This is a genomic window from Roseomonas sp. TF40 (assembly GCF_057219975.1).
In genome coordinates this window covers 84,917-106,453 of the sequence record NZ_JBXVVR010000003.1, presented here as the reverse complement: position 1 = coordinate 106,453, position 21,537 = coordinate 84,917, and the positions used below count along the sequence as shown (strand labels likewise).

General features: G+C 72.0%; 19 protein-coding genes and 1 tRNA gene. 8 read left to right on the top strand and 12 right to left on the bottom strand.

The features are described 5' to 3' along the window. Positions 1–11: 11 nt before the first annotated feature. Positions 12–1,403 (top strand): amidohydrolase family protein, encoded by a 1,392-nt coding sequence (locus AC2D9U_RS10350; protein WP_484748529.1) that lies wholly within the window; start codon positions 12–14, stop codon positions 1,401–1,403. Further along, positions 1,400–2,815: an amidohydrolase family protein gene (locus AC2D9U_RS10345; RefSeq protein WP_484748528.1), complete on the top strand. Its 1,416-nt coding sequence runs from the start codon at positions 1,400–1,402 to the stop codon at positions 2,813–2,815. The genes AC2D9U_RS10350 and AC2D9U_RS10345 overlap by 4 nt, the downstream gene beginning before the upstream one ends. An 18-nt stretch (positions 2,816–2,833) precedes the next feature. Here the strand turns inward: AC2D9U_RS10345 and fahA are convergent, their stop codons facing one another. From fahA to AC2D9U_RS10315, 6 genes are all read right to left on the bottom strand, one after another. Next, the gene (fahA, locus tag AC2D9U_RS10340; RefSeq protein WP_484748526.1) at positions 2,834–4,156 is read right to left on the bottom strand and encodes a fumarylacetoacetase; all 1,323 of its coding nucleotides are present in this window, start codon (positions 4,154–4,156) and stop codon (positions 2,834–2,836) included. 7 nt (positions 4,157–4,163) lie between these two features. Continuing rightward, on the bottom strand, positions 4,164–5,150 hold the full coding sequence (locus AC2D9U_RS10335) for a Bug family tripartite tricarboxylate transporter substrate binding protein (protein ID WP_484748525.1): 987 nt from the start codon (positions 5,148–5,150) through the stop codon (positions 4,164–4,166). Continuing rightward, positions 5,147–6,931 (bottom strand): hydantoinase B/oxoprolinase family protein, encoded by a 1,785-nt coding sequence (locus AC2D9U_RS10330; RefSeq protein ID WP_484748523.1) that lies wholly within the window; start codon positions 6,929–6,931, stop codon positions 5,147–5,149. The genes AC2D9U_RS10335 and AC2D9U_RS10330 overlap by 4 nt, the downstream gene beginning before the upstream one ends. A 13-nt stretch (positions 6,932–6,944) precedes the next feature. Further along, positions 6,945–8,996, bottom strand: coding sequence for a hydantoinase/oxoprolinase family protein (locus AC2D9U_RS10325; protein ID WP_484748521.1), 2,052 nt, complete (start codon positions 8,994–8,996; stop codon positions 6,945–6,947). 106 nt (positions 8,997–9,102) lie between these two features. After that, positions 9,103–10,017, bottom strand: coding sequence for a LysR family transcriptional regulator (locus AC2D9U_RS10320; RefSeq protein ID WP_484748520.1), 915 nt, complete (start codon positions 10,015–10,017; stop codon positions 9,103–9,105). 165 nt (positions 10,018–10,182) lie between these two features. Next, positions 10,183–10,258: transfer RNA gene (locus tag AC2D9U_RS10315), tRNA-Ala, on the bottom strand. Positions 10,259–10,389: 131 nt separating this feature from the next. Here AC2D9U_RS10315 and AC2D9U_RS10310 point away from each other — a divergent pair. Together AC2D9U_RS10310 and AC2D9U_RS10305 are read left to right on the top strand one after the other, a co-directional pair. Further along, complete coding sequence (locus AC2D9U_RS10310) at positions 10,390–11,127, top strand: CoA transferase subunit A (RefSeq protein WP_484748517.1); 738 nt, start codon at positions 10,390–10,392, stop codon at positions 11,125–11,127. Positions 11,128–11,140: 13 nt separating this feature from the next. Beyond that, on the top strand, positions 11,141–11,791 hold the full coding sequence (locus tag AC2D9U_RS10305) for a CoA transferase subunit B (protein WP_484748515.1): 651 nt from the start codon (positions 11,141–11,143) through the stop codon (positions 11,789–11,791). Positions 11,792–11,812: 21 nt separating this feature from the next. On the opposite strand, the gene AC2D9U_RS10300 is transcribed toward AC2D9U_RS10305, so the two are convergent. From AC2D9U_RS10300 to AC2D9U_RS10285, 4 genes are all read right to left on the bottom strand, one after another. Then, positions 11,813–12,289, bottom strand: a complete 477-nt coding sequence (locus AC2D9U_RS10300) for a hypothetical protein (RefSeq protein WP_484748513.1) — start codon at positions 12,287–12,289, stop codon at positions 11,813–11,815. Between the two features lie 94 nt (positions 12,290–12,383). Next, entirely contained in the window at positions 12,384–13,187 is an 804-nt protein-coding gene (locus tag AC2D9U_RS10295; RefSeq protein WP_484748511.1) for an undecaprenyl-diphosphate phosphatase, read from the bottom strand. Between the two features lie 81 nt (positions 13,188–13,268). Then, positions 13,269–14,369, bottom strand: a complete 1,101-nt coding sequence (locus tag AC2D9U_RS10290; RefSeq protein WP_484748509.1) for a TRAP transporter substrate-binding protein — start codon at positions 14,367–14,369, stop codon at positions 13,269–13,271. A gap of 93 nt (positions 14,370–14,462) precedes the next feature. Further along, complete coding sequence (locus AC2D9U_RS10285) at positions 14,463–14,882, bottom strand: DUF4149 domain-containing protein (protein WP_484748507.1); 420 nt, start codon at positions 14,880–14,882, stop codon at positions 14,463–14,465. A gap of 164 nt (positions 14,883–15,046) precedes the next feature. On the opposite strand from AC2D9U_RS10285, the gene folE reads away from it, so the two are divergent. After that, complete coding sequence (gene folE, locus AC2D9U_RS10280) at positions 15,047–15,685, top strand: GTP cyclohydrolase I FolE (protein WP_484748505.1); 639 nt, start codon at positions 15,047–15,049, stop codon at positions 15,683–15,685. A gap of 157 nt (positions 15,686–15,842) precedes the next feature. Here the strand turns inward: folE and AC2D9U_RS10275 are convergent, their stop codons facing one another. Together AC2D9U_RS10275 and AC2D9U_RS10270 are read right to left on the bottom strand one after the other, a co-directional pair. Further along, positions 15,843–16,088 (bottom strand): hypothetical protein, encoded by a 246-nt coding sequence (locus AC2D9U_RS10275; RefSeq protein WP_484748503.1) that lies wholly within the window; start codon positions 16,086–16,088, stop codon positions 15,843–15,845. 159 nt (positions 16,089–16,247) lie between these two features. Next, a complete protein-coding gene (locus AC2D9U_RS10270; protein WP_484748502.1) occupies positions 16,248–16,682 on the bottom strand; it encodes a DUF1489 family protein in 435 nt (144 codons plus the stop codon). 128 nt (positions 16,683–16,810) lie between these two features. Here AC2D9U_RS10270 and AC2D9U_RS10265 point away from each other — a divergent pair, with 128 nt between their 5' ends. The 3 genes from AC2D9U_RS10265 (at position 16,811) to AC2D9U_RS10255 (ending at position 21,518) form a co-directional block, all read left to right on the top strand. Continuing rightward, entirely contained in the window at positions 16,811–17,803 is a 993-nt protein-coding gene (locus tag AC2D9U_RS10265; RefSeq protein ID WP_484748500.1) for a TAXI family TRAP transporter solute-binding subunit, read from the top strand. Positions 17,804–17,885: 82 nt separating this feature from the next. Then, entirely contained in the window at positions 17,886–20,204 is a 2,319-nt protein-coding gene (locus AC2D9U_RS10260; protein ID WP_484748498.1) for a methyl-accepting chemotaxis protein, read from the top strand. 111 nt (positions 20,205–20,315) lie between these two features. Then, complete coding sequence (locus tag AC2D9U_RS10255) at positions 20,316–21,518, top strand: multidrug effflux MFS transporter (RefSeq protein WP_484748496.1); 1,203 nt, start codon at positions 20,316–20,318, stop codon at positions 21,516–21,518. Positions 21,519–21,537 lie beyond the last annotated feature (19 nt).

The following is a 21,537-nucleotide window of genomic DNA, read 5'->3' as shown; positions in this document are numbered from 1 at the left end:
AGGCCATGACCATGACCCGAACCCTGATCCGCTGCGGCTGGATCGTGACCGGCGATCCCGCGCTGGGCGAACTGCGCGACGCCGAGATCCTGGTGCAGGACGGGCGCATCGCCGCCATCGGCCGCGCGCTGGGCGCGACGGCGGAGACGGTGGTGGAGGCCGGCGACATGATCGCCATGCCCGGGCTGATCGATGCGCATGTGCATCTGTGGCAGGCGGGGCTGCGCGCCATCGGCTCCGAATGGCTCGGGCCCGACTACCACGCGACGATGCACGCCAACCTCGCCACGCGCTACGGGGCGGAGGACAACTATCTCGGCAACCTTCTCTCCTGCCTCGCGCATCTCGATGGCGGCGTCACCACCGTGCTCGACTGGTGCCACAACATCACCTCGCTCGAGATGGCGGAACGCTCGGTCGATGGCCTCGTCGAAAGCGGCATCCGCGCGGTCTTCGCGCATGGCACGGCGAAGCCGCCGACGCGGCCCGGGGAGCTTCCCTATACCCACGTCCCGCACCCGCGCGATCGCGTCACGGCGCTGCGCCGATCGCGCTTCGCCTCGGATGAGGGGCTGGTCACCCTCGCCCTCGCCATCCTCGGGCCGCATTGGGGCACGCTGGAGGTCGCCGAGCAGGATCTGCGGCTGGCGCGCGAATTGGGGCTGCTCTCCACCTCGCACGCCACCAAGCCGCGCGCCGCCTGCGTCGCGCCCGGCGGCTATGAGGCGCTGGCCAGGCAAGGGCTGCTCGGCCCCGACCACAATATCGTGCACGGCAACTACTTCAGCGACGAGGAACTGCGGATCATCCTCGACACCGGCGCCTCCATCACCTCGACCGTGATGACGGAGCTGCACGGCCATGCCGCGGAACCGCTGCTGGTGCGCGTGCGGCGGCTGGGCTTCATGCCCTCGATCGGCATCGATGTGGAACCGATCAACAGCGGCGAGATGTTCCGCGAGATGCAGGCCGCGCTGCTCTTCGCGCGCTTCAGCGAGCACCGCGACAACGCTGCCGCGAACCGGCCGCCCTTCAGGCAGATGCCCGTCCGCTCGCGCGAGGCGCTGGGCTGGGCGACGCTCGGCAATGCGCGCGCCATCGGGCTCGAAAGCCGCATCGGCAGCCTCACGCCCGGCAAGCAGGCGGATCTGATCCTGCTGCGCGGCGAGGATCTCAACCTCTTCCCGGTGCATGATCCTGTGCACAGCGCCGTCGAGCAGGCGGGCGCGGGCAATGTCGATTCCGTCATGGTCGGCGGCGCCTGGCGCAAGCGGCATGGCCGGCTGCTCTTCCCCGAGGCGGTGCTGCGCCAGCGCAAGCAGCAGCTTGTCGCCAGCGCCGCGCGCATCCTGGAGGAAGGCGGCTACACGCCGAAGGCGCTGGAGCACGCCGCGGTCCCATGAACGCGGCTCCTGCTCCAGAAACCCTGGACTCCCGCGGGCGGCGCAAGCTGCTGCGCTGCGGCTGGCTGGTCTCGATGGACCCGGCCATCGGCGATCTGCGCGATGCCGAGATCCTGGTCGAGGGCCACACCATCCGCGCCATCGGCCATGGCCTGCAGGCCGCGGATGCGGAGGTGATCGGCGGGCCTGGGTTCATCGCCATGCCGGGCCTGGTCAACGCGCATCTGCACACCTGGCAGACGGGGCTGCGCGGCATCGCCGCCAATTGGGGGCATGGCGGCTATTTCCGTCACATCCATGCCGACATGGCGACGCGCTATGGGCCGGAGGACAACTACCTCGGCAACCTCCTCGGCGCGCTGGCGCAGCTCGATGCCGGTGTGACCACGCTGCTCGACTACTGCCACAACGTCACCTCGCTGGAGCAGGCGGAGCGGTCGATCGACGCGCTGGAGGAAAGCGGCATCCGCGCCGTCTTCGCGCTGGGCGCCGGCAAGCTGCCGCCGGCGCGCGAGGCCGCCGAGCCCTTCGAGCAGCGCGTCAACCCGCGCGAACGGGTGGAGCGCATCCGCCGCGGCCGGCTGGCCGCGGAGGACGCACGGGTGACGATGATGCTCGGCATCGCCGGCCCGCATTGGGCGACGCTGGAGGCCACACGCATCAACCTGCGCCTGGCGCGCGAGCTTGGACTGCGCTCTTCCTCCCACGCCACGAAGCGCCCGGCGGAGGCGATCGCCGTGGAGGGCTACCGCGCGCTCCTCGCCGAGGGGCTGATCGGGCCGGATCACAACATCGTCCATGGCAACTACCTCGGGGATGATGAGCTGCGGCTGCTGCTCGAGGCCGGCGTCAGCACGACGGCGACGGTGCAGACCGAACTGCGCGGCTATGCGGTGGAACCCATCGTGCGGCGCGTGGTGGAGATGGGCTTCGTGCCCTCGATCGGCGTGGATGTGGAGCCGCGGGTGAGCGGGGAGATGTTCCGCGAGATGCAATGCGCGCTGCTCAGCGCGCAGCACGGCCAGCAGCGCGCCGATGCCGCTGCCGGCGGGGCGCGGCCGGGCATCGCCCCCATCGGCTCCCGCCACGCCCTGTCCTGGGCGACCATCGGCGGGGCGGCCGCGATCGGCCTCGATCGCGTGACGGGCAGCCTCACGCCCGGCAAGCGGGCGGACATCGTGCTGTTGCGCGGCACCGACCTCAACCTCTGGCCGGTGCATGACGCCGCGACGGCCATCGTCGAATGCGCGCAGGCGGGGAATGTGGACACGGTGATGGTCGATGGCGTGCTGCGCAAGCGCGAGGGCCGCCTGCTGGAGGACCCGGCCCGCCTCGACGCCTTGCGGCGCCGGCTGGCCGAGTCCGCGCTGCGGCTCATGACCGAGGCCGGTCTCGCCCCCGGCCGCGGCTGAAGGCGCCGCCCTTCCCCCCTACGCGGCCGGCACCACCACGCCGCGGCAGGGGCCGAAGCCGATCGGCACCGCGCCCGGCGCCGTGCAGCGCCCGGCCAGTACCAGCTCGTCGCCATCTTCCAGGAAGGCGCGGCGCTCGCCGCCCGGCAGGGCCAGCGGCGCGCGGCCATTCTCGGTGATCTCCAGCAGGCAGCCATATTCCCCCGGCCCGAAGCCGGAGATGGTGCCTGTGCCGAACACATCGCCCGGCCGCAGATCGCAGCCATTGGCGGTGTGGTGCGCGAGCATCTGCGCCGGCGTCCAGTAGAGCCAGCCGGCATTGGCCGCGCCCAGCAGCACCGGGGCGGCGCCGGCCGCGCGCATCGCCGCCGTGGCGATGGCGGCCGAGACGGCGATGCCGAAGCCGCCGCGCGCCGCATTCGCCGCGTCATCCAGATAGGGCAGCGGCGGCGGCTCCTCCGGCCCCGTGCGCGGGCGGGCGGGCTGGCGGAAGGGGGCCAGGGCCTCCAGCGTCACCACCCAGGGCGAGAGCGTGGTCATGAAGCTCTTGCCCTGGAAGGGGCCGAGCGGCTGGTATTCGAAGCGCTGGATGTCGCGCGCCGACCAGTCGTTCAGCAGGCACAGGCCGAAGAGATGCGCCTCGGCCTCGGCCAGCGGCACAGGCTCGCCCAGCGCATTGCCGGGGCCGAGGATGCAGCCGATCTCGGTCTCGTAGTCGAGCCGGATGCAGGGCGCGAAGACCGGCGGGGCCGAAGCGTCGTCCCGCCGCTGGCCGACCGGGCGGCGCAAGGGCGTGCCGCTCACCCGCAGGCTGGAGGCGCGGCCATGATAGGCGATGGGCATCCAGCGGAAATTCTCGCCCACCGCCGGCTGGCCCGGGCGCATCACCCGCCCGGCATTGGTCACATGCTCCACCGAGCAGAAGAAATCGGTGTAGTTGCCCGGCGTCACCGGCAGGTCGAATGCGGCGCCGCCCATCGGCACCAGCGCCTCGGCCGCGCCCGGGGGCGGGGTGGACGCCGCCAGCAGGCCAGAGAGCGCGGCGCGCAGCGCCACCCAATGCGGCCGGCCCAGGGCGGCGAGGCCGTTCAGATCCGGCCCCCGCCCCGCCACCGCCGCGGCCTCCGCCGCCAGCCCGGCGAAGAGGCCCAGGCGATGCCAGACGGCGAGGTCCACCACCTGGTCGCCGATCGCGACACCGCCCCGCCAGGGCTCCTCCGTGCCGCTGCGGCGGAAGATGCCGAATGGCAGGTTCTGGATCGGGAAATCCGTGCCCGTGTCGTGGGCCGAGGCGACCCAGCAGCGCAGCGCGGGGTCGTGGGTGGCGTCCAGGCCGTGCATGTCCATCCTACTCCGGCTTGATGCCCATGGCGGCGGCCAGGCTGCGGAACTCCGCCACCTCGCGCTGCATCAGGGCGCGGAACTCGTCCGGGCCGAGCCCCACCGGCTCCGCGCCCAGCGTGGCGAGGCGCCCCAGCACCCAGGGGTCGCGCATCACCTCATGGAACAGCCCGGCGATGCGATCGACCAGCGGGCGCGGCATGCCCGCCGGCCCCGCCAGGCCGAACCAGGTGTCGGAGCGCACATTGGGCACGCCGCCCTCGGCGAAGGTCGGGATATCGGGCAGGAAGGAGGTGCGGCGCTCGGTCGCCACGCCGATGGCCCGCACCGTGCCGGCCTGGATATGCGCCAGCGCCGAATTCACCGAGGAGAACACCACCGGCAGCGTGCCCGCGATCACCGCCTGGATGGATTCGTTCGAGCTTCGATACGGCACATGGCGCATGCGGATGCCCGTGGCCGCTTCCAGCATGCCGGCGGTGAAATGCACCGTCGTGCCGATGCCCGAGGAGGCATAGGCGATGTCCTCCGGCCCGCGCGCCCGCGCATAGGCGAGGAATTCCTGCATGGTCCGCGCCGGGAAGGCGGGGTTCACCACCATCACATTGGGCGAGGTGGCGAAGAGGCTGATCGGTTCCAGGTCGCGCAGCACATCGATGGTCTGGTTCGCCATCACGGCCGGCACGATGGTGATGGTGCCCGGAATGGCGATCAGCGTGTGCCCGTCCGGCGTGGCGCGCGCGACCTGCCCGGCGGCGACCATGCCGCTGGCGCCGGCGCGGTTCTCGATCACGATGGGCTGCGGCAGGCGGTTGCGCATGGCCTCCGCGAAGAGGCGGATGACCACGTCGGTGACGCCGCCGGCGCCGAAGCCGACCATGATGCGCACCGGGCGCGCCGGCCAGGCCTCCTGCGCCCGGGCGGGGCCGGCGAGCAGCGCCGCACCGGCCGCGGCCAGCACGCCGCGCCGGTTGAGAATCCCTTGCTGGGTCATGGTGTCGTTTCCTCCTGGATGTTGTTCTTGTCGCGGAGCTTGCTGCGCCGCGTTTCGGTGGCGATGGGGTCGAGCGTGCCGTCCGGGGCCAGGACCACGCCATAGAGATCTTCGGCCTGCGCCGGCGTGACATAGCCGGCGGCGAGGTCGTCCAGCACGCGCGCGGGCTCGCGCTCCCAGGCCGGGCCGTAGCCGCCGCCGCCCCCGGCCACGATGCGCAACAGGTCGCCGGGCTCGAGCGCATAGGTGCCCTTCCAGACGCGCAGCACCTCGCCCCCCCCGGCGCGGGCGATCTCGACATGGCCGGTGGCACCCGCCTGCCCACCCGCGAGGCCCCAGGGCGGGCATTGGCCGCGCTCGAACTTCAGGCTGACCTTGCAGGGATGGAGGATGCGGTAGGTCTTCTCCACCCCCAGCCCGCCGCGCCGCCGCCCTGCCCCGCCGCTGTCCGGGCGCAGCGCCTTGCCGAGCAGCCGGAAGGGATACAGCGCCTCCTGCATCTCCACCGGGATGTCCGGCACATCGCCATGCGCGTTGGAGCGCAGCGGGAAGGCGCCGTCCTCCTGCGCGCTGGCGCCCCAGCCGCCGGTCGCTGTGTCGAGGTTGGTGAACAATTCGCCGCTGCCCGGCAGGCGGCCGAACAGCGTGTGCACGCCATAGGTGCCGTGATGCGCCGCCGCCGCGCGCTCGGGCAGCGCCTCACCCAGGGCGCGCAGGATGGTGTCCACCACCGTGGGGATGGTGTTGCCCGAGCCCCCGATCGGCGCGTCGGGCCGGGCGGTGAGGAAGGTGCCGTCCGGCGCCTCCACGGTCAGCAGGTCGAAATCGCCCTGGTTCACGGGCTCGTCCGGGGTCAGCACGTATTTCGCCGCGATCCGCGCCGCCGCCACCGCCCCGCCGTTGCGCCCGGCATTGGAAGGCCCGGCCATCTGCGGCCCGAGGCCCGAGAGATCGACCGTGAGCCGACCCTCTTCCACCCGCACCGCGACGCCGACGGGCACGCGCAGGCCGCCCTCGCCGTCGAGGAAGCTCTCGGCGCGGTATTCGCCGGGCGGGATGGTGGCGATGACGCGCGCCGCCGCCGCCCGCGCCTGCCGGCGCATCGCCGCCAGCGCGCCGCGCAGCAGCGCCGGGCCGCGCCGCGCGGCCAGGTCCAGCACCATGTCGCGGCCGAGCAGGCAGCCCGCCAGCTGCGCCTCCAGGTCGCCCAGCAGCAGGCGCGGGAAGCGCGAATTCGCCGCGCAGAGGCGGAACACATCCTCGTTGCGGCGGCCTTCCTGCATCAGCCGCATGCTCGGCAGTTGCAGACCTTCCTGCCAGACATCGGTGGTGGAGGTGCCGGTGGAGGAGCCCGGCGTGGACCCCCCCACATCGATCCAATGCACCAGCACCGCGAAGAAGCCGAGCAGCGGGCCATTCGCCGCGCCGCCCTCGCGCACCGGGGTCGAGAGCACCACGTTGTTGAGATGCTGGCCGAGCGTGGCGGCGGAATTGGTCAGCACCGCATCGCCATGGCGCAGGGCGTCCGCGCCATGCACCTCCAGCGCCTCGCGCACCCCGGTGCCGAGCGCATTCGCGACGAAGATCGGCAGGCTGCCGCGGGATTGCGCGACCAGCGCGCCATCCGGGTCCACCAGGCCGACGGCGTAGTCCTTGTATTCCTGCACCAGCGGGCTGAAGGCGGTGCGCTCGATGTTGCGCTCGATCTGGTTCGGGATCGAGAGGATCTCGTGGCGCAGCACCTCGAGCTCGATGGGGTCGTGGCGCGGGGTCTGGTCCATGCCGGGCCTCTCCTCAACCTGCCGCGACGCGGATGGTGATCTCGCCCAACGCGCCGATGGTCGCGGCGTCGCCGGGGCCGAGCACGGTGGTCGAGCCATATTCCTCGATCACCGCGGGGCCGGTGAGGCTGAAGCCCACGGGCAGGCTCTCGCGCTGCCAGACGGGGGCCTCGGCCCAGCCCGCGCGCGTGTGCAGGCGGCGATGCGCCACGGGCACGGGATCACCGGCCGGCGGCGCCTGGGAGAGCGCGGCGAGGTCCGGGCGCGCCCCGGCGGCCTCGGCCACCACGCGCAGGCCGACGATCTCGGGCGTGAAATCCTCGCCCAGCGAACGGCCATAGCGGCTGCGGTAGACGGCCTCGAAGGCGTGGCGGAGCATCGCGGCCTCGGGCGCGCCGGCGAAGCCGACCATCACCGTGTGGCGCTGGCCGCGATAGCGCATCTCCGCCTGGTGGCTGAAGCGCGCCACGGCGCCGCTGAACTCGCGCGCGGCCATGGCCCGCGCCTCGGCCTCCAGCGCGACCAGCGCCTCGGCCAGGCTCGCAATGCCCTCCGGCGAGAGGTCGATCACCAGGGAGCGCGCGACATCCAGCCGCGCCCCGGCGAGCAGCATGCCGATGGCCGAGAAATTGCCCGGCTGCGGCGGCACCACCACCAGCGGGATGCCCAGGCCCCGCGCCAGATCCGCCCCGAAGAGCGGCCCGCCGCCGCCGAAGGCCATCAGCGCGAAATCCCGCACGTCGCGCCCGCGCGCCACCGTGATCTCCTTCACCGCGCCTGCCATCAGCGTGACGGCAAGGTCGAGCACGCCGCGCGCGACGCGGGGTGCGGCATCCGCCCCGTAGCCGAGCGGCAGGGCCAGCCGGTCGCGGATCGCTGCCGCCGCGCCGGCCGCATCCAGCGCGAGGCGCCCGCCGAGGAAGCTCGCCCCCCCGATGCGCCCGAGCACGAGGTTGGCGTCCGTCACCGTGGGCTCGGTGCCGCCGCGGCCGAAGGCGACCGGCCCGGGCTCCGACCCCGCGCTGCGCGGGCCGACGCGCAGCCGCCCCTGCGGATCCACCCAGGCGATGGACCCGCCCCCGGCGCCGACTTCGACGATGTCCAGCACCGGGCTGCGGATGGGGAAGCCGCGCGCATAGCCGCCGACCCAATAGGTCGAGAGCACCGAGAAGCCGCCGGCCTCGACCAGCGCGCATTTCGCCGTGGTGCCGCCCATGTCGAAGGCGACGCAGCGCGGCAGGCCGAGCGCCTGGGCATAGTCCACCGCCGCGATGACGCCGCCGATCGGCCCGGATTCGACCAGCGAGACCGGGCGCGCCACGGCCGCGGCGAAGGGCATGATCCCGCCATTCGAGCCCATCATGGCCAGGCTGCCGGCGAAGCCCTCGGCCCCCAGCCGCGCGGCGAAGCCCGCAGCGTAGCTGGCGATGGCGGGGCCGACATAGGCATTGGCGGCGGCGGTGGCGCTGCGCTCATACTCGAACCACTCGCGCGTCAGCGAGGTGCCGGTGGTGACGTAGCAGCCCGGCAGCCCGGCGCGCAGCAGCGCCGCCGCGCGCTCCTCATGCGCCGGGTTGGCATAGGCATTGAGGAAGGAGACCGCGACGGCGTCCACCCCCGCCGCGCGCAGGGCGGCAAGCAGTGCCGCGCATTCCGCCTCGGCCAGGGGTTCCACCACGGCGCCGTCGGCGGCGATGCGCTCGGTGAGTTCGAAGCAGAGCGCGCGCGGCACCAGCGGCGGGTCGCGGCGGAAGCCGAGCTCGAAGGGCACGGGGCGGTTGCCGCGGCCGACCTCCAGCACGTCGCGGAAGCCGCGCGTGGTGACCAGCGCCGTGCGCGCGCCGCGGCGCTGGAGGAAGGCGTTGATGACATGGGTTGTGCCATGGCGGAGCGAGGCCGTGCCGGCCGGGGTGGCGCCGGCCTCCGCCATGCCCTGCGCCACGCCATCCACCAGATTGGCATAGGTGGTCAGCGTCTTGCCGAAGCGGATGCGCGCGGCGGCGGGGTCATAGACGGCGATGTCGGTGAAGGTGCCGCCGGTATCGGCGGCAACGAGAGACGGCACCCGGCTTCCTCCAGCATTCTTGGGCGGAAGTCTGGGCCGCAGTCGGGCGGCGGGCCAGCGCGGGGTTGGTCCGGCTTTCGTGCGGATCACGCACGAATGGGGCGGCCTATTTCCCCTGGCTGCGATGCAGCGCCAAGAGCCGCTCGGTGACGAAATCGGCGAAGAGCCGCGTGCGCAGCGGCAGCCGCCGATGCGCGAAGAGCACCCACATCGCCGGCGGATCGCCATCCGCATAGACCGAGCGCAGGGGCGCGAGCAGTTCCACCAGCCGCCCTTCCGCCAGATCCTGCCGCACCAGCGACTCCGACAGCCGCGCGATGCCCGCCCCGGCCAGCGCCATGGCGCGCAGCATGGTCCAGCTGTCGGCCGCGACCTGGGAGCGCACGGGCTGGGCGGTGATGGCCCCCTGCGAATCCTCGAAGCACCATTCCTGGGGCTCGCTGACCGTATGCGTCAGGCAGGCATGGCCGGCGAGGTCGGCCGGCGTCGCCGGGGCCGGGCGCCGGGCGAGATAGGCGGGCGAGGCCACCAGCCGGCGGCGGTATTCGTAGATCCGCCGGCCCACCAGCGCGGCATCCGGCCGGCGCCCGGCATGGATGGCGAGGTCGCAGGCCCCCTCCAGCAGCCGCGCGGGATCCTGCGCCAGGGAGATCACGACGCGGATGTCGGGGTGCAGCGCGACGAAATCGGCCAGGATGGCGGGCAGATAGGCCGAGGCCGCGTAGTCATTGGTGGCGAGGCGCACCAGCCCCGCGGCATGGCCCTCCAGCGCGCCGATCTGCTCGCGCACGCGGGCCCAATCCTCTGTCGCCTCCCGCGCCCAGGCAAGCAGCGCGAGGCCCGCCTCGGTGGGGGCCAGGCTGCGCGTGGTGCGCAGCAGCAGCCGCGCGCCCACGCTCTGCTCCAGGGCGGCGATGCGACGGCTGGCGAAGGAGGGCGACATGTCGAGGCTGCGCGCCGCGGCGGCGATCCGCCCCTGCTCGACCACCGCGACGAAGAGACGCAGCGCATCGAAATCCATCGCGCCCCCCCCCCGGCATGGCGGTGGTCAGCCTCGCATGGATCAGCGCGGCAGGACCAGGGAGGCGGGAGGCTGTGAAGGGGAAGGAAGCTCGTGCGCCTTACCGGCGGCGCCCTGCGGTGGTGGAGCCCCCGGTGGTGGAGCCCCCGGTGGTGGAGCCCCCGGTGGTGGAGCCAAGGGGAGTCGAACCCCTGACCTCTTGAATGCCATTCAAGCGCTCTACCAACTGAGCTATGGCCCCGCACCGTGGGAGGCCGGCCGTATAACCGCGCCGGAGGAGGTGCGCAAGCCTACCTCCCCCCTCTTCCTGCAGGGCGCGCAGGCGAATAGGTTGCGCCCGCAACACCGCACGGGACCGGAGCCCCAGCCACCATGCGAAAAATCTACCCGGATGCCACTGCCGCCCTGGCCGGGCTGCTCAAGGATGGCATGACCATCATGTCCGGCGGCTTCGGCATTTCCGGCATCCCCTCGGTGCTGATCGAGGCGATTCGCGAAAGCGGCGTGAAGGGGCTCACCGTCATCTCCAACAATGCCGGCGTCGATGATGCGGGGCTGGGGCTGCTGCTGCACACGCGCCAGATCGCGAAGATGATCAGCAGCTATGTGGGCGAGAACGCGACCTTCGCGAAGCAGTACCTGGCCGGCGAGCTCGAGATCGAGTTCAACCCGCAGGGCACGCTGGCCGAGCGCATCCGCGCGGGCGGCGCGGGCATCCCCGCCTTCTTCACCAAGACCGGCTACGGCACGGATGTGGCGAAGGGCAAGGAGACGCGCGAATTCGACGGCGAGCACTATGTGATGGAGCGCGGCCTGTTCGCCGACCTCGCCATCGTGCACGCCTATATGGGCGACCACGAGGGCAACCTCGTCTATCGGAAGACGGCGCGGAACTTCAACCCGATCATGGCCACCGCCGCGCGCGTCACCGTGGCGCAGGTGGAGCACCTGGTGCGCCCCGGCGAGATCGACGCCGACCACATCCACACGCCGGGCATCTTCGTGAAGCGCATGATCGCGCTGCCGCCCGGCTTCGAGAAGCGCATCGAGCAGCGCACCGTCCGCAAGCACCCGGCGGCCGCTGCCGCCGGCGCCGAATCCCAGGCGTAAGGAGACCCCCAACATGCCCTGGACCCGCGACCAGATGGCCGCCCGCGCGGCGCGCGAATTGCAGGATGGCTTCTACGTCAATCTCGGCATCGGCATCCCCACGCTGGTGGCGAACCATGTCCCCGCCGGGATGACCGTGCAGCTGCAATCCGAGAACGGCATGCTCGGCCTCGGCCCCTTCCCCTATGAGGGGGAGGAGGATCCGGACCTCATCAACGCCGGCAAGCAGACCATCACCCAGCTGCCGACCTCCAGCTTCTTCGACAGCGCCCAGAGCTTCGGGATGATCCGCGGCGGGCATATCGACCTGTCGATCCTGGGCGCGCTGCAGGTGGCGCAGAATGGCGACCTCGCGAACTGGATGATCCCCGGCAAGATGGTGAAGGGGATGGGCGGCGCGATGGACCTCGTCGCCGGGGTGAAGCGCGTGATCGTGCTGATGGAGCACAATGCCGGTGCGTCCAACAAGCTGCTCAAGGCCTGCAACCTGCCGCTGACCGGCCGGCGCGTGGTGGACATGGTGGTGACGGATCTCGGCGTCTTCGCGATCGACAAGAAGGGCGGCGCACCGATGCGCCTGCTCGAGATGGCGCCCGGCGTCACCGCCGAGGAGATCCGCGCCAAGACGGAAGCCGAATACGAAGTGGCGCTCCGCCCCGCGTAAGCGGGGCGGCGCCTGCCGTCCCTACCGAAGCTGCGGCTGACGGGCCTGTTCGTAGCGCAGCCGGTCCTGCTCCAGGATCTGGCGCAGGCGGGCGAGTTCACGCTCGCGCTCGGCGAAGGAGCGCTCCCAGTCGCTCTGGCTGATCGGCTGGGCCTGCGGCGCCGCGTTCAGCGGCGGCAGGGTGGCGGCGGGCAGCGGCGCGGGGTCGCGCATCACCGGATCCTGGCGCGGGCGCGTGGTGCGCCGCGGGGCGCTGCGCGGGCGCGGGGCGGGCGTGGCGCTGACCGGAGGCGGCGGCACCCAGTCGATGATCGGGATGGGCCCGCGCGCATCCGCGGCCTGCGGGGCGGCGCCCACGGCACCGAAGCTCGGCGTGCCGGGCAGGCGCTGGCGCAGCGCGTCGAATTCGAAACCCGTGGAACTCAGCAGGTCACGACCCGGGCCGGCATCGTTCCAATGCTGCGCGCCGGCCGGAGGGGCCAGCAGCAGGGTCGCCAACGGCAGGAGCAAGGCAAAGCGGCGCATGGGGGGTCCCGATCCGGACGAGTCTATTGCTGCGAAGATGGACGCGCCTGCCGCGCCGCACAAGCGTTCAGCGCAGCGCGAGGAACACCAGCATGAAACTGCCCAGGGCGATGCGGTACCAGCCGAAGGGGGTGAAGCCGATGCGCCCGATCACCCGCAGCACCCAGCGCACCACCAGCAGCGCCACCACGAAGGCCGCCGCGAAGCCCACGCCGATCTGCCCCAGCGCCGAGACATCGAGATCCGCCCGCGCCTTGTAGAGGCTGTAGGCGGTGGCCGCGGCCATGGTCGGGATCGCCAGCACGAAGGAGAATTCCGCCGCCGTGCGCCGCTCCACCCCCACCAGCAGCGCGGTGATGATGGTGGCGCCCGAGCGCGAGGTGCCCGGGATCATCGCCAGGGCCTGGCCGAAGCCGATGATCAGCGCCGCCAGCGGGCCGATCTGCGGCACGGAGAGGATGGTGGGGGTGCGGCGGTAGCGCTCGATCGCGATGATCGCGACGCCGCCGACGATCAGCGCCACCGAGACGACATAGGGGTTGAACAGGGCGCGCATGATGGGCCCGTGCAGCGTGGCGCCGATCGCCGCCGCCGGCAGGAAGGCGAGCAGCAGGTTCTGCGCGTAGAACCGCTCCGGCCCCGGCCGCCAGGCCTTGGTGACCAGCGAGATCAGCGTCGGCCAGAACACGATCACCACGGCGAGGATGGCGCCGAGCTGGATCGAGATCTCGAAGGTCTTGCCCGGCGGCCCCTGGAAGCCGAGCAGCTCGCCCAGCAGGATCAGGTGGCCGGTCGAGGAGATCGGCAGGAACTCGGTCAGCCCCTCGACCACGCCCATCACCAGGGCATTGAGAAAGCTGTCGAGGGTCATGGCGGGCCTGCGCTGCGGGGGATCTCGTCCCCGCTATAGGCCGAAGACGCGCGGAGGGCGACAGCCCCCCGCGCGCGCTGCTCAGCGGACCGTCTGGGCCGCCGAGAAGGCGAAGTTGTCGAAGCTGTTCTCGGCCACGCGGAACCACTGGAACTGCTCCGTGCGGAAGCGCAGGTAGCTCTCCATGATGGTGCGGAAGCGGGCGTTCTGGCGGCCGAGATCGGCGTTCAGCTCCTCATTCGCGCGCCAGGCGGCTTCCAGGATCGGGCGCGGCCAGAAGCGCAGCTGCGCGCCGGCGGCGACCAGGCGGCGCAGCGCCTGCGGGTTCAGGTGGTCATAGCGCGCGACCATGTCCGAATCGGCCTCGGCGCAGGCGACGTCGAGCGCGTGCTTGTAGAGGTCCGGCAGCGCGTCATAGGCGCGCTTGTTGGACATGAAGTGCAGCCGCGCGCCGGGCTCCCAGAAGCCCGGGGCGTAGTAGAAGCGCGCCACGCGCACGTAGTTCGCGCGCTCATCATCGTGCGGGCCGACGAACTCGGCCGCGTCGATCACGCCGCGCTCGAGCGAGGGGTAGATGTCGGCCGGGGCGATCAGCGTGGGCGCCGCGCCCAGGCGGGTGAAGAGCTGGCCGGCGAGGCCCGTGATGCGGAACTTCAGGCCGCGCAGCTGCTCGACCGAGGTGATCTCGTTGCGGAACCACCCACCCATCTGCGCGCCGGTGTCGCCGGCGGGGATGCCGTGGATGTTGTAGCCGTTGAACAGCTCGTTCGCGAGCTCATTGCCGCCGCCGAAGCGGAACCAGGCGGTCATCTGCCGCGTGGTCAGGCCGAAGCTCATCGCGGTGAAGGGGGCGAAGGCCACGTCCTTGCCGATGTAGTAGTAGCTGGCGGTGTGCCCGGCCTCCATCGTGCCGGCCTGCACGGCGTCGAGCACCTGCAGCCCGCCGACGATCTCGCCGGCCGGGAAGGGCTGGATGCGGAACTTGCCCTCGGTGAGCTGCGCGACGCGCGCGCAGATGCGCTCGAAGGTGCCGTAGAGCACGTCGAAGACGCGCGGGAAGGAGGATTGGGCGCGCCAGCGTACCTCCGGCATCGCGGTCTGCGCGAGCGCCGGCGTGGCCAGGCTGGTGAGGGCGACGGGCGCGGCCGCGGCGGCGGCGCCCACAAGGGAACGGCGGTTCATGGAAAGCTCCTCCCGGTTTCGTCTCGCGGCCTTTGCCGCGTCTGCGGCGCGGTTTTAAGCCATTGCGTGGGCGGCGCAAAGTGGCGGGCGGCCTCAGATCACGAAGCCGGCCAGCACCACGCCGGCGGCCACCAGCTGCGCCACATTCGCCCAGACCGAGAGCTTGTGCGCCCGATCGAAGGCCTGGGCGGCGGCGGCGTCGCCGGCCTTGGCGGCGTCCGACAGCGCGTTGATGCGCGGCATGAGCACCCGGCGCAGCCAGAAGGCAAGGCCGGCCACCACCAGCAGGATGCCCGAATCCGGCTTGGAGAGGGGGAACAGCGCCACGCCGCCCGCCGCCGCCATGGCCATGACCCAGACATAGTAGGGCGGGAAGATCGCGCGCACGAAGCGCCCGGCCATCTCGGCGGGCAGGGCCTTGAAGGTCAGGGGCGCCACCAGCGCGGCGAAGAAGGCCATGCCGCCGAACAGGCAGGCCGTGGCAAAGAGGGCGATCAGGGCGAGGATGCTCAAGGGGCGGGTCTCCGTTTCGCCGCACATGTCGGCCTCGCGCGGCCCCGCGCAAGCCAGCGGTTGCGCGATCCGCGGAGCGCCCCATCTGCGGTGCCGAGGAAGGCGCCCCGAAGCGGTAGCGCCACAGAGAGCACCACCGCCTGCGACGCCATAGGAACCTGGACGTGAACATCCTGACCCCGCCGACCCTGGCCACCCCGGCCGCTTCCGCCATCGCCCGCCCGACCCGTGAGGAGGCCGAGGCCGCCGTGCGCACCCTGCTGCTCTGGGCCGGCGACGATCCCGACCGCGAGGGGCTGGTCGACACCCCCGCCCGCGTCGCCCGCGCCTATGAGGAATTCTTCGGCGGCTACGCCGTCGATCCCGTCGAGCTGCTCGCCCGCTCCTTCGAGGAGACGGACGGCTATGACGAGATGGTGGTGCTGCGCGACATCCGGCTCGAGACGCATTGCGAGCACCACATGGTGCCGATCATCGGCCGCGCGCATATCGCCTATATCCCCGATGGCCGGGTGGTGGGCATCTCCAAGCTCGCCCGGGTGCTGGAGGCCTATGCCAAGCGCCTGCAGATCCAGGAAAAGCTGACCGCGCAGGTCGCCAACACCATCGAGCAGGTGCTCAAGCCCAAGGGTGTCGCCGTGGTGATCGAGGCGCAGCACCAGTGCATGACCACGCGCGGCATCCACAAGCCGGGCGTGAGCATGGTGACCAGCCGCATGCTCGGCGCCTTCCGCGACAATTCCGACACGCGGCGCGAGTTCCTCGCGATGATCGGCGCGCCGCGCCAGGGCGCCGAGGCCTGAGCCGCGGCCCATAAAAAAGGCCGGCCGCGTTGCCGCGGCCGGCCGAAGCGGCCCCCCCTGGCCCCCGTGCCGGCCCGGCGGGGCACGGCAGGGGGATGGGGGGCCTGGACGGCGACGGCCTGCCGGGATGAGGCCGCCGCCAAAAACCTCCCGCGCTTCAGCCCTGGGCGGGCCGGCTGCGACGCGAATTCGTGCGCTGAGCCGATTGCCGATTCCGGCGCTCGCTCCGGGCGTGTTCACGCCGATTGCGGCGCGTGCTGCGCGCCTGGGGCCGCGTCTCGCGCGCGGCGGCGACCTCCTGATAGGGCACGGCGGGGCCATTGGCGGCGGCCGGGGCCGGTGTCAGCAGCAACGGCGCGCAAAGCGTGGCAGCGCCGAGGAACAGGCGGAACAGACGGGTCATGACGTGCATCCTCACGGGCGTGATGGCGAAAGGCCTTTGCGCGCGGGGGGAACGACGCCAGGTGCCGCACCTTGCGCCGCGTCCCGTGACCACGCCGTGGGGCGGCGCTGAAATCGCCGTAATGGCGCCGATCCGGTGCCCGGTTCAGATCAGCCCGGCTCAGATCAGGCAGAGCGCCTGCAATTCGGCGCGGAGCGCCGGCGGCAGGCTCTCGAGCCCGCTGGTCCCGGCCGGCCCGGCGCCGGGGCGCAGCAGGTCGGGCGGCGCGGCCTCGGGGCTGAGGTAGCGCCAGCCCTGGAAGGCCTTCTGCGGGCGCGGCTCGACCAGCACCAGCTCGGGGTCCAGCACCAGCCCGGCGCAACTCGTGCCGTCGTCCCAGCGATCCTCGGTGATGTCCAGCAGCCGCTGGCGCACGCGCACATGGCCGGCAATCACCCAGTAGATCGAACCGCCTTCCAGCAGCTCGTCACGCCGCTTGGGCACCATGCGCGTCTGGTGGCGCAACGGCGGGTCCAGCTTCGCCCGGCGCGCCTGGATGGCAGCGAGTTCCGCCACCTCCTTCGGCCCGACGCTGAGTTTGATAAGGTGCAGCACGGCACCGCCATGTGGCCGCTTGCCGAGTCCGCGCAAGCCCTTTTGCGGCTCCGTTTTCCAGGACGATGCTTGCCGGATGCGGCGAGCGCGCGATAAAGCTCCCGGACAACAAGCCGGAGGAGAACGTCATGCGTCGTCGCCACATCCTTGCCGCCTCGCTGATCGGGGCGGGTGCGCCGCTGCTCGGCAGCCCGGCCATCGCGCAACCGCGCAACGCCGCCTGGCCGCGTGCGCTGACCATGGGCACCGCCGCCCCCGGCGGCACCTATGCGCTCTATGGCCCGGCCTGGGGCCAGATCGCGCAGGAGGCGACGGGGGTCGCCATCTCCTTCCGCACCACCCAGGGCCCGAACCAGAACATCATCCTGGTCAACCGCCGCGAGGTCGAGCTCGGCATGGTGACCATGGGCGTCGCACTCCAGGCCTGGAACGGCCAGGGCGAGTGGACGCAGGGCAACCGCTTCCGCGACATCCGCGCGCTGTTCCCGATGTATGACACGCCCTTCCACGGCATCGCGCTGAAGCGCAGCGGCATCACCGGCCATGGCCAGCTCGGCGGGCGCTCGGTCGGCGTCGGCCCGCGCGGCGGCACGCCGGGCACCTACTATCCGCAGATCCTGAACACGCTCGGCGTGCGGCCCTCCGCCGTGCGCTACGGCTCGGCCTCCGACCTCGTGGGGCAGATCCAGGACGGGCTGCTCGATTGCTTCCTCTTCGCCTCGGGCGTGCCGGTGCCGGCCTTCAGCGAGATCGAGGTCCAGGCCGATGTGAACTACCTGGATTTCACCGCCGCCGAGGTCACGCGCCTGACCGCGCAATTCCCGGAACTCGCCCCCGGCACGCTGCCCATGGGCACCTATCGCAAGCAGGAGCGCCCGCTGAACGTGGTGGGCATGTTCAACTTCGCCATCGGGCACCGCAGCCTGGGCGAGGACCTGGTCTATGAGATCACCAAGTCGGTGCTCAGCCAGAATGCGCGCTTCAAGCAGGTGATCTCGGCGGCGTCGGAGACGCTGGCGGAGAACTGGAACAAGAACACCTTCCTGCCCTTCCACCCCGGCGCCGCACGCTACCTGCGCGAAGTCGGCCACGCGGTGCCGGACAGCCTGGTCGCCGCCTGAGGAAAGCTGTCCGGGCCGTCATTCACGGCCCGGCAAGGCTTCCACGCTAGAGGGTGTTTCCTGCCCACGCCAGGAACACCCGATGCGCCTCTTCCTCGACATGTCCGTTGGCCGCAAGCTTGCCGCGACGGCCACCCTCACTGTCCTGATGCTCACCGGGCTGGTGGCCTTCGCCTGGCAGGGCACCAGCACCATCCTGGACGCGCAGCGCATGCTCGCGCGCAGCCAGCAGACGATGGACGGCATCGAGGCTGGCGCGGATCGCCTGCGCCAGGTCCCGGAGCTGGAACGCGACCTGCTGCTGCGCCATGACCGGGAAGGCCAGGGCCCGGCCTGGGCCTCGATCGCCAGCGCCATCGAGGAGGGGTCGCGCGCCGTGACGGTGGCCGTCAACGGCTCCGGCGACCCGGCCCTGGTCGCCGCGGCCGCCGCGACCACCCAGGCGGCGGAGGCCTATCGCCAGGCGCTGGAGGCGGTGTCGCGGCAGCGGCTGGCGCTGATCGCGGCCCGCGACGAGGAGCTTTTCCCGCGATCCGGCGAATATGATTCCATCTTCGAGGCGGTCTCCGCCTCCATCGGCTTCGACCTGCCCGCCGACCAGCAGGATGACGCGCGCCAGCGGCTGATGACCGTGCATGCGGCGGTGAACGACGTGCGGCTCGGCACGCAGCGCATGCTGGCGACCGGCGAGGTGTCGGAAGTGCGCCGGGTGCGCCGGGGCATCGCCCAGGCGCGCGTGCATGGCCGCGGCCTGTCCAACCTGGAGGCGCCGGCGCGGCTGAAGGATGACCTCGCCCGGCTGGCCGAGAAGGCCCAGGCGATCGGCGAGGCGGCGTCCCGGATCCTCACCGCCGGGGAGGAGATCGCCAGCACCCGCGCCGAGCAGGTCGCACCCGCCCGTGCGGCGGTGGAACGTCAGATCGCCGCGCTTGCCGCAGCCGGCGGCGCCATCACCGACCTGCATGAGACGCAGGTGATGGCCACCGCCGTCGCGGTGCGCGACGCCACGCTCTATGCCGGGCTGGGCATCGCCCTGGTGCTGGTGCTGTCGGGCGTGCTGGCCGCGCGCACCATCGGCGCGCCGCTGCGCCGCCTCTCGGCCGAGGTCGCGCACATCGCCGCGGGGCGCGCCGACCGCCCCGTGCCGGACCGCACCCGGCGCGACGAGATCGGCAACCTCGCGAACGGGCTCGAGACGCTGCGCGGCACCGTCGCGCGCGCCTTCGCGCAGGGCCAGATGATCGAGCAACTGCCCACCGCGGTGATGAGCGCCGACCCGAATGACGGTTTCCGCATGACCTACCTGAATGCGGAAACCAGGCGCCTGCTCGGCAAGCTGCGCCACCTGCTGCCCTGCCCGCCGGAGGAGATGCTCGGCCAGAGCATCGACATCTTCCACAAGAACCCCAGCCACCAGCACGCCATGCTGGGCGACCCGGACCGGCTGCCGCACACCGCGCGCATCACCCTGGGCGACGAGGTGCTGGAACTGCGCATCAGCGCGATCCGCGACGCCGCCGGCGCCTACAATGCCGCGATGCTCACCTGGATGCTGGCGACCGAGAAGGTGCGCCTGGCCGACACCTTCGAACACGACATCGGCGCCGTGGTGGATTCCGTCGCCAGCTCCGCCGCGCGGCTGCAGGCCTCGGCCGAGGCGCTGAGCGGCACGGCCGCGACCTCCGGCCAGGAAGCCGCCGCGGTGGCCGATGCCGGCGGGCGGGCGCATGGCGATGTGCAGGCCGTGGCCGCCGCCGCCGAGGAGATGGCCGCCTCGGTCGCCGAGATCTCGCGCCAAGTGGCGGAAGCCGCCGCGGTGGCGGGCCGCGCCGTGGCGGAAAGCCGCGCCACCGACACCACCGTGCAGGGCCTGTCGGAAGCCGCATCGCGCATCGGCGACGTGGTGCGCCTGATCGGCGACATCGCCGGCCAGACCAACCTGCTTGCGCTGAACGCCACCATCGAGGCCGCGCGCGCGGGCGAGGCCGGCAAGGGCTTCGCCGTCGTCGCCAGCGAGGTGAAGTCCCTCGCCGGCCAGACCGCCAAGGCGACCGAGGAGATCGGCGCGCAGATCGCGCAGATGCAGCAGGCGACCACCCAGGCCGTCGCCGCCATCCGCGGCATCGGCGCGACGGTGGAGCGCACCAGCGAGATCGCCACCGCCATCGCCGCCGCGGTGGAGGAACAGGGCGTGGCCACGCAGGAGATCGCGCGCAGCGCCGCCCAGGTGGCGGAGGCCACGCAGACGGTGGCGGGGCGCATCGCCGCGGTGCGCAGCGGCGCGGACAGCACCGTCTCCGCCGCCGGCGCGATGCGCGAGGACAGCTCGACGCTGGCCGGCCAGGCCGGCGTGCTGCGCGACAAGGCCGCCAGCTTCCTCCACTCCGTGCGGGCGATGTAGGGCAAGAAGGGCGCTGACCGGACCGCGGCGTGCCCTGGGCTTGTCTCCTGCCGCTGCTTCCGGGCCGCCCGGGGGCTGCCCTCGGCTCTCGGCTGAGCCTACCCTGCGGCGGTGACCCTGACGCCCGCATCCCCGCCGACCGCGCCCCGTCCCGCCATCTGGCTGCTGGTGGCGATGATCGGGATCGGGCCATTCACCATGCAGATCCTCGTGCCGTCCCTGCCTGCGATGGGCCGGGATCTCGGGGTGAACACCGCAACGCTGCAGCTCACCGTCACGCTCTACCTTCTGGGCGTCGCGATGGGGCAGCTCGTCTATGGCCCCCTGTCGGACCGCTTCGGCAGGCGGCCGCTGCTGATGGGTGGCCTCGCGCTTTATGCCATCGCGAGCCTGGGCGCGGCGCTGGCCGTCGGAATCGGCACCCTGGTCGTCGCACGGGTCGCGCAGGCCTTGGGCGCTTGCGCTGGCGTTGTGCTGGCGCGGGCGGTGATCCGCGATGTCTGGGCGCGCGACGAGGCCGCCAGCGTCCTTGGCTACGTCACCATGGGGATGACGATCGCGCCGATGCTCGCGCCCTTGCTGGGCTCGCTGCTCGAAGAGAGCCTCGGATGGCGGGGCAGCATGTGGGCCTGCCTCGCCGTTGGCTTGCCGCTGGCGATCGCGGCCTGGGCTCGACTGCCCGAGACCCTGCCCGCACCGCAAGCCTTGCCGGGCCTCTTCGCGATCGGGCGAGCCTTCGGCTCCCTCTGGGCCGTCCCCGCCTTCCGGGCCTATTGCGGCGTCACCGCCTGCGCGACGGGCGTCTTTTTCGCCTTCCTGGGCGGGGCGCCCTATGTGGTGGTGCAGGGCATGGGGTATTCGCCCGTCACCTTCGCCCTGGCCTTCGCGAGCATCTCCGTGCTCTTCGCGCTGGGCAACTTCCTGGCCGGGAAGCTGTCACGCCGGCTGGGCGTGCTGCGCATGCTGGCACTTGGCACGTCGCTGACGACCGGCGGTGCGCTGCTTGCGATCCTGGTCCTGCTGGCATTCCCGCCACATCTGATGACCTTCTTCGTACCCATGGGCATCGTTGCCATCGGCAATGGCATGACCAACCCCAATGCGATTGCGGGCGCGCTCAGCGTGAGGCCGAAACTGGCGGGCACCGCTTCGTCGCTGATCGGCGCCCTGCAGATGGGGATCGGCGCCTGCCTCACCTTCATCGTCGGATGGGTCGAGTTCGGCGCGGGCATCGGCACTGCCGTGACGATGGCGTTGACGGGAATCGGCTCGGCGCTCGCGCTGCACGGTGTCTGGCGTGCCGAAGGATCCTGACGTGCCCTCCCTGCGGTGC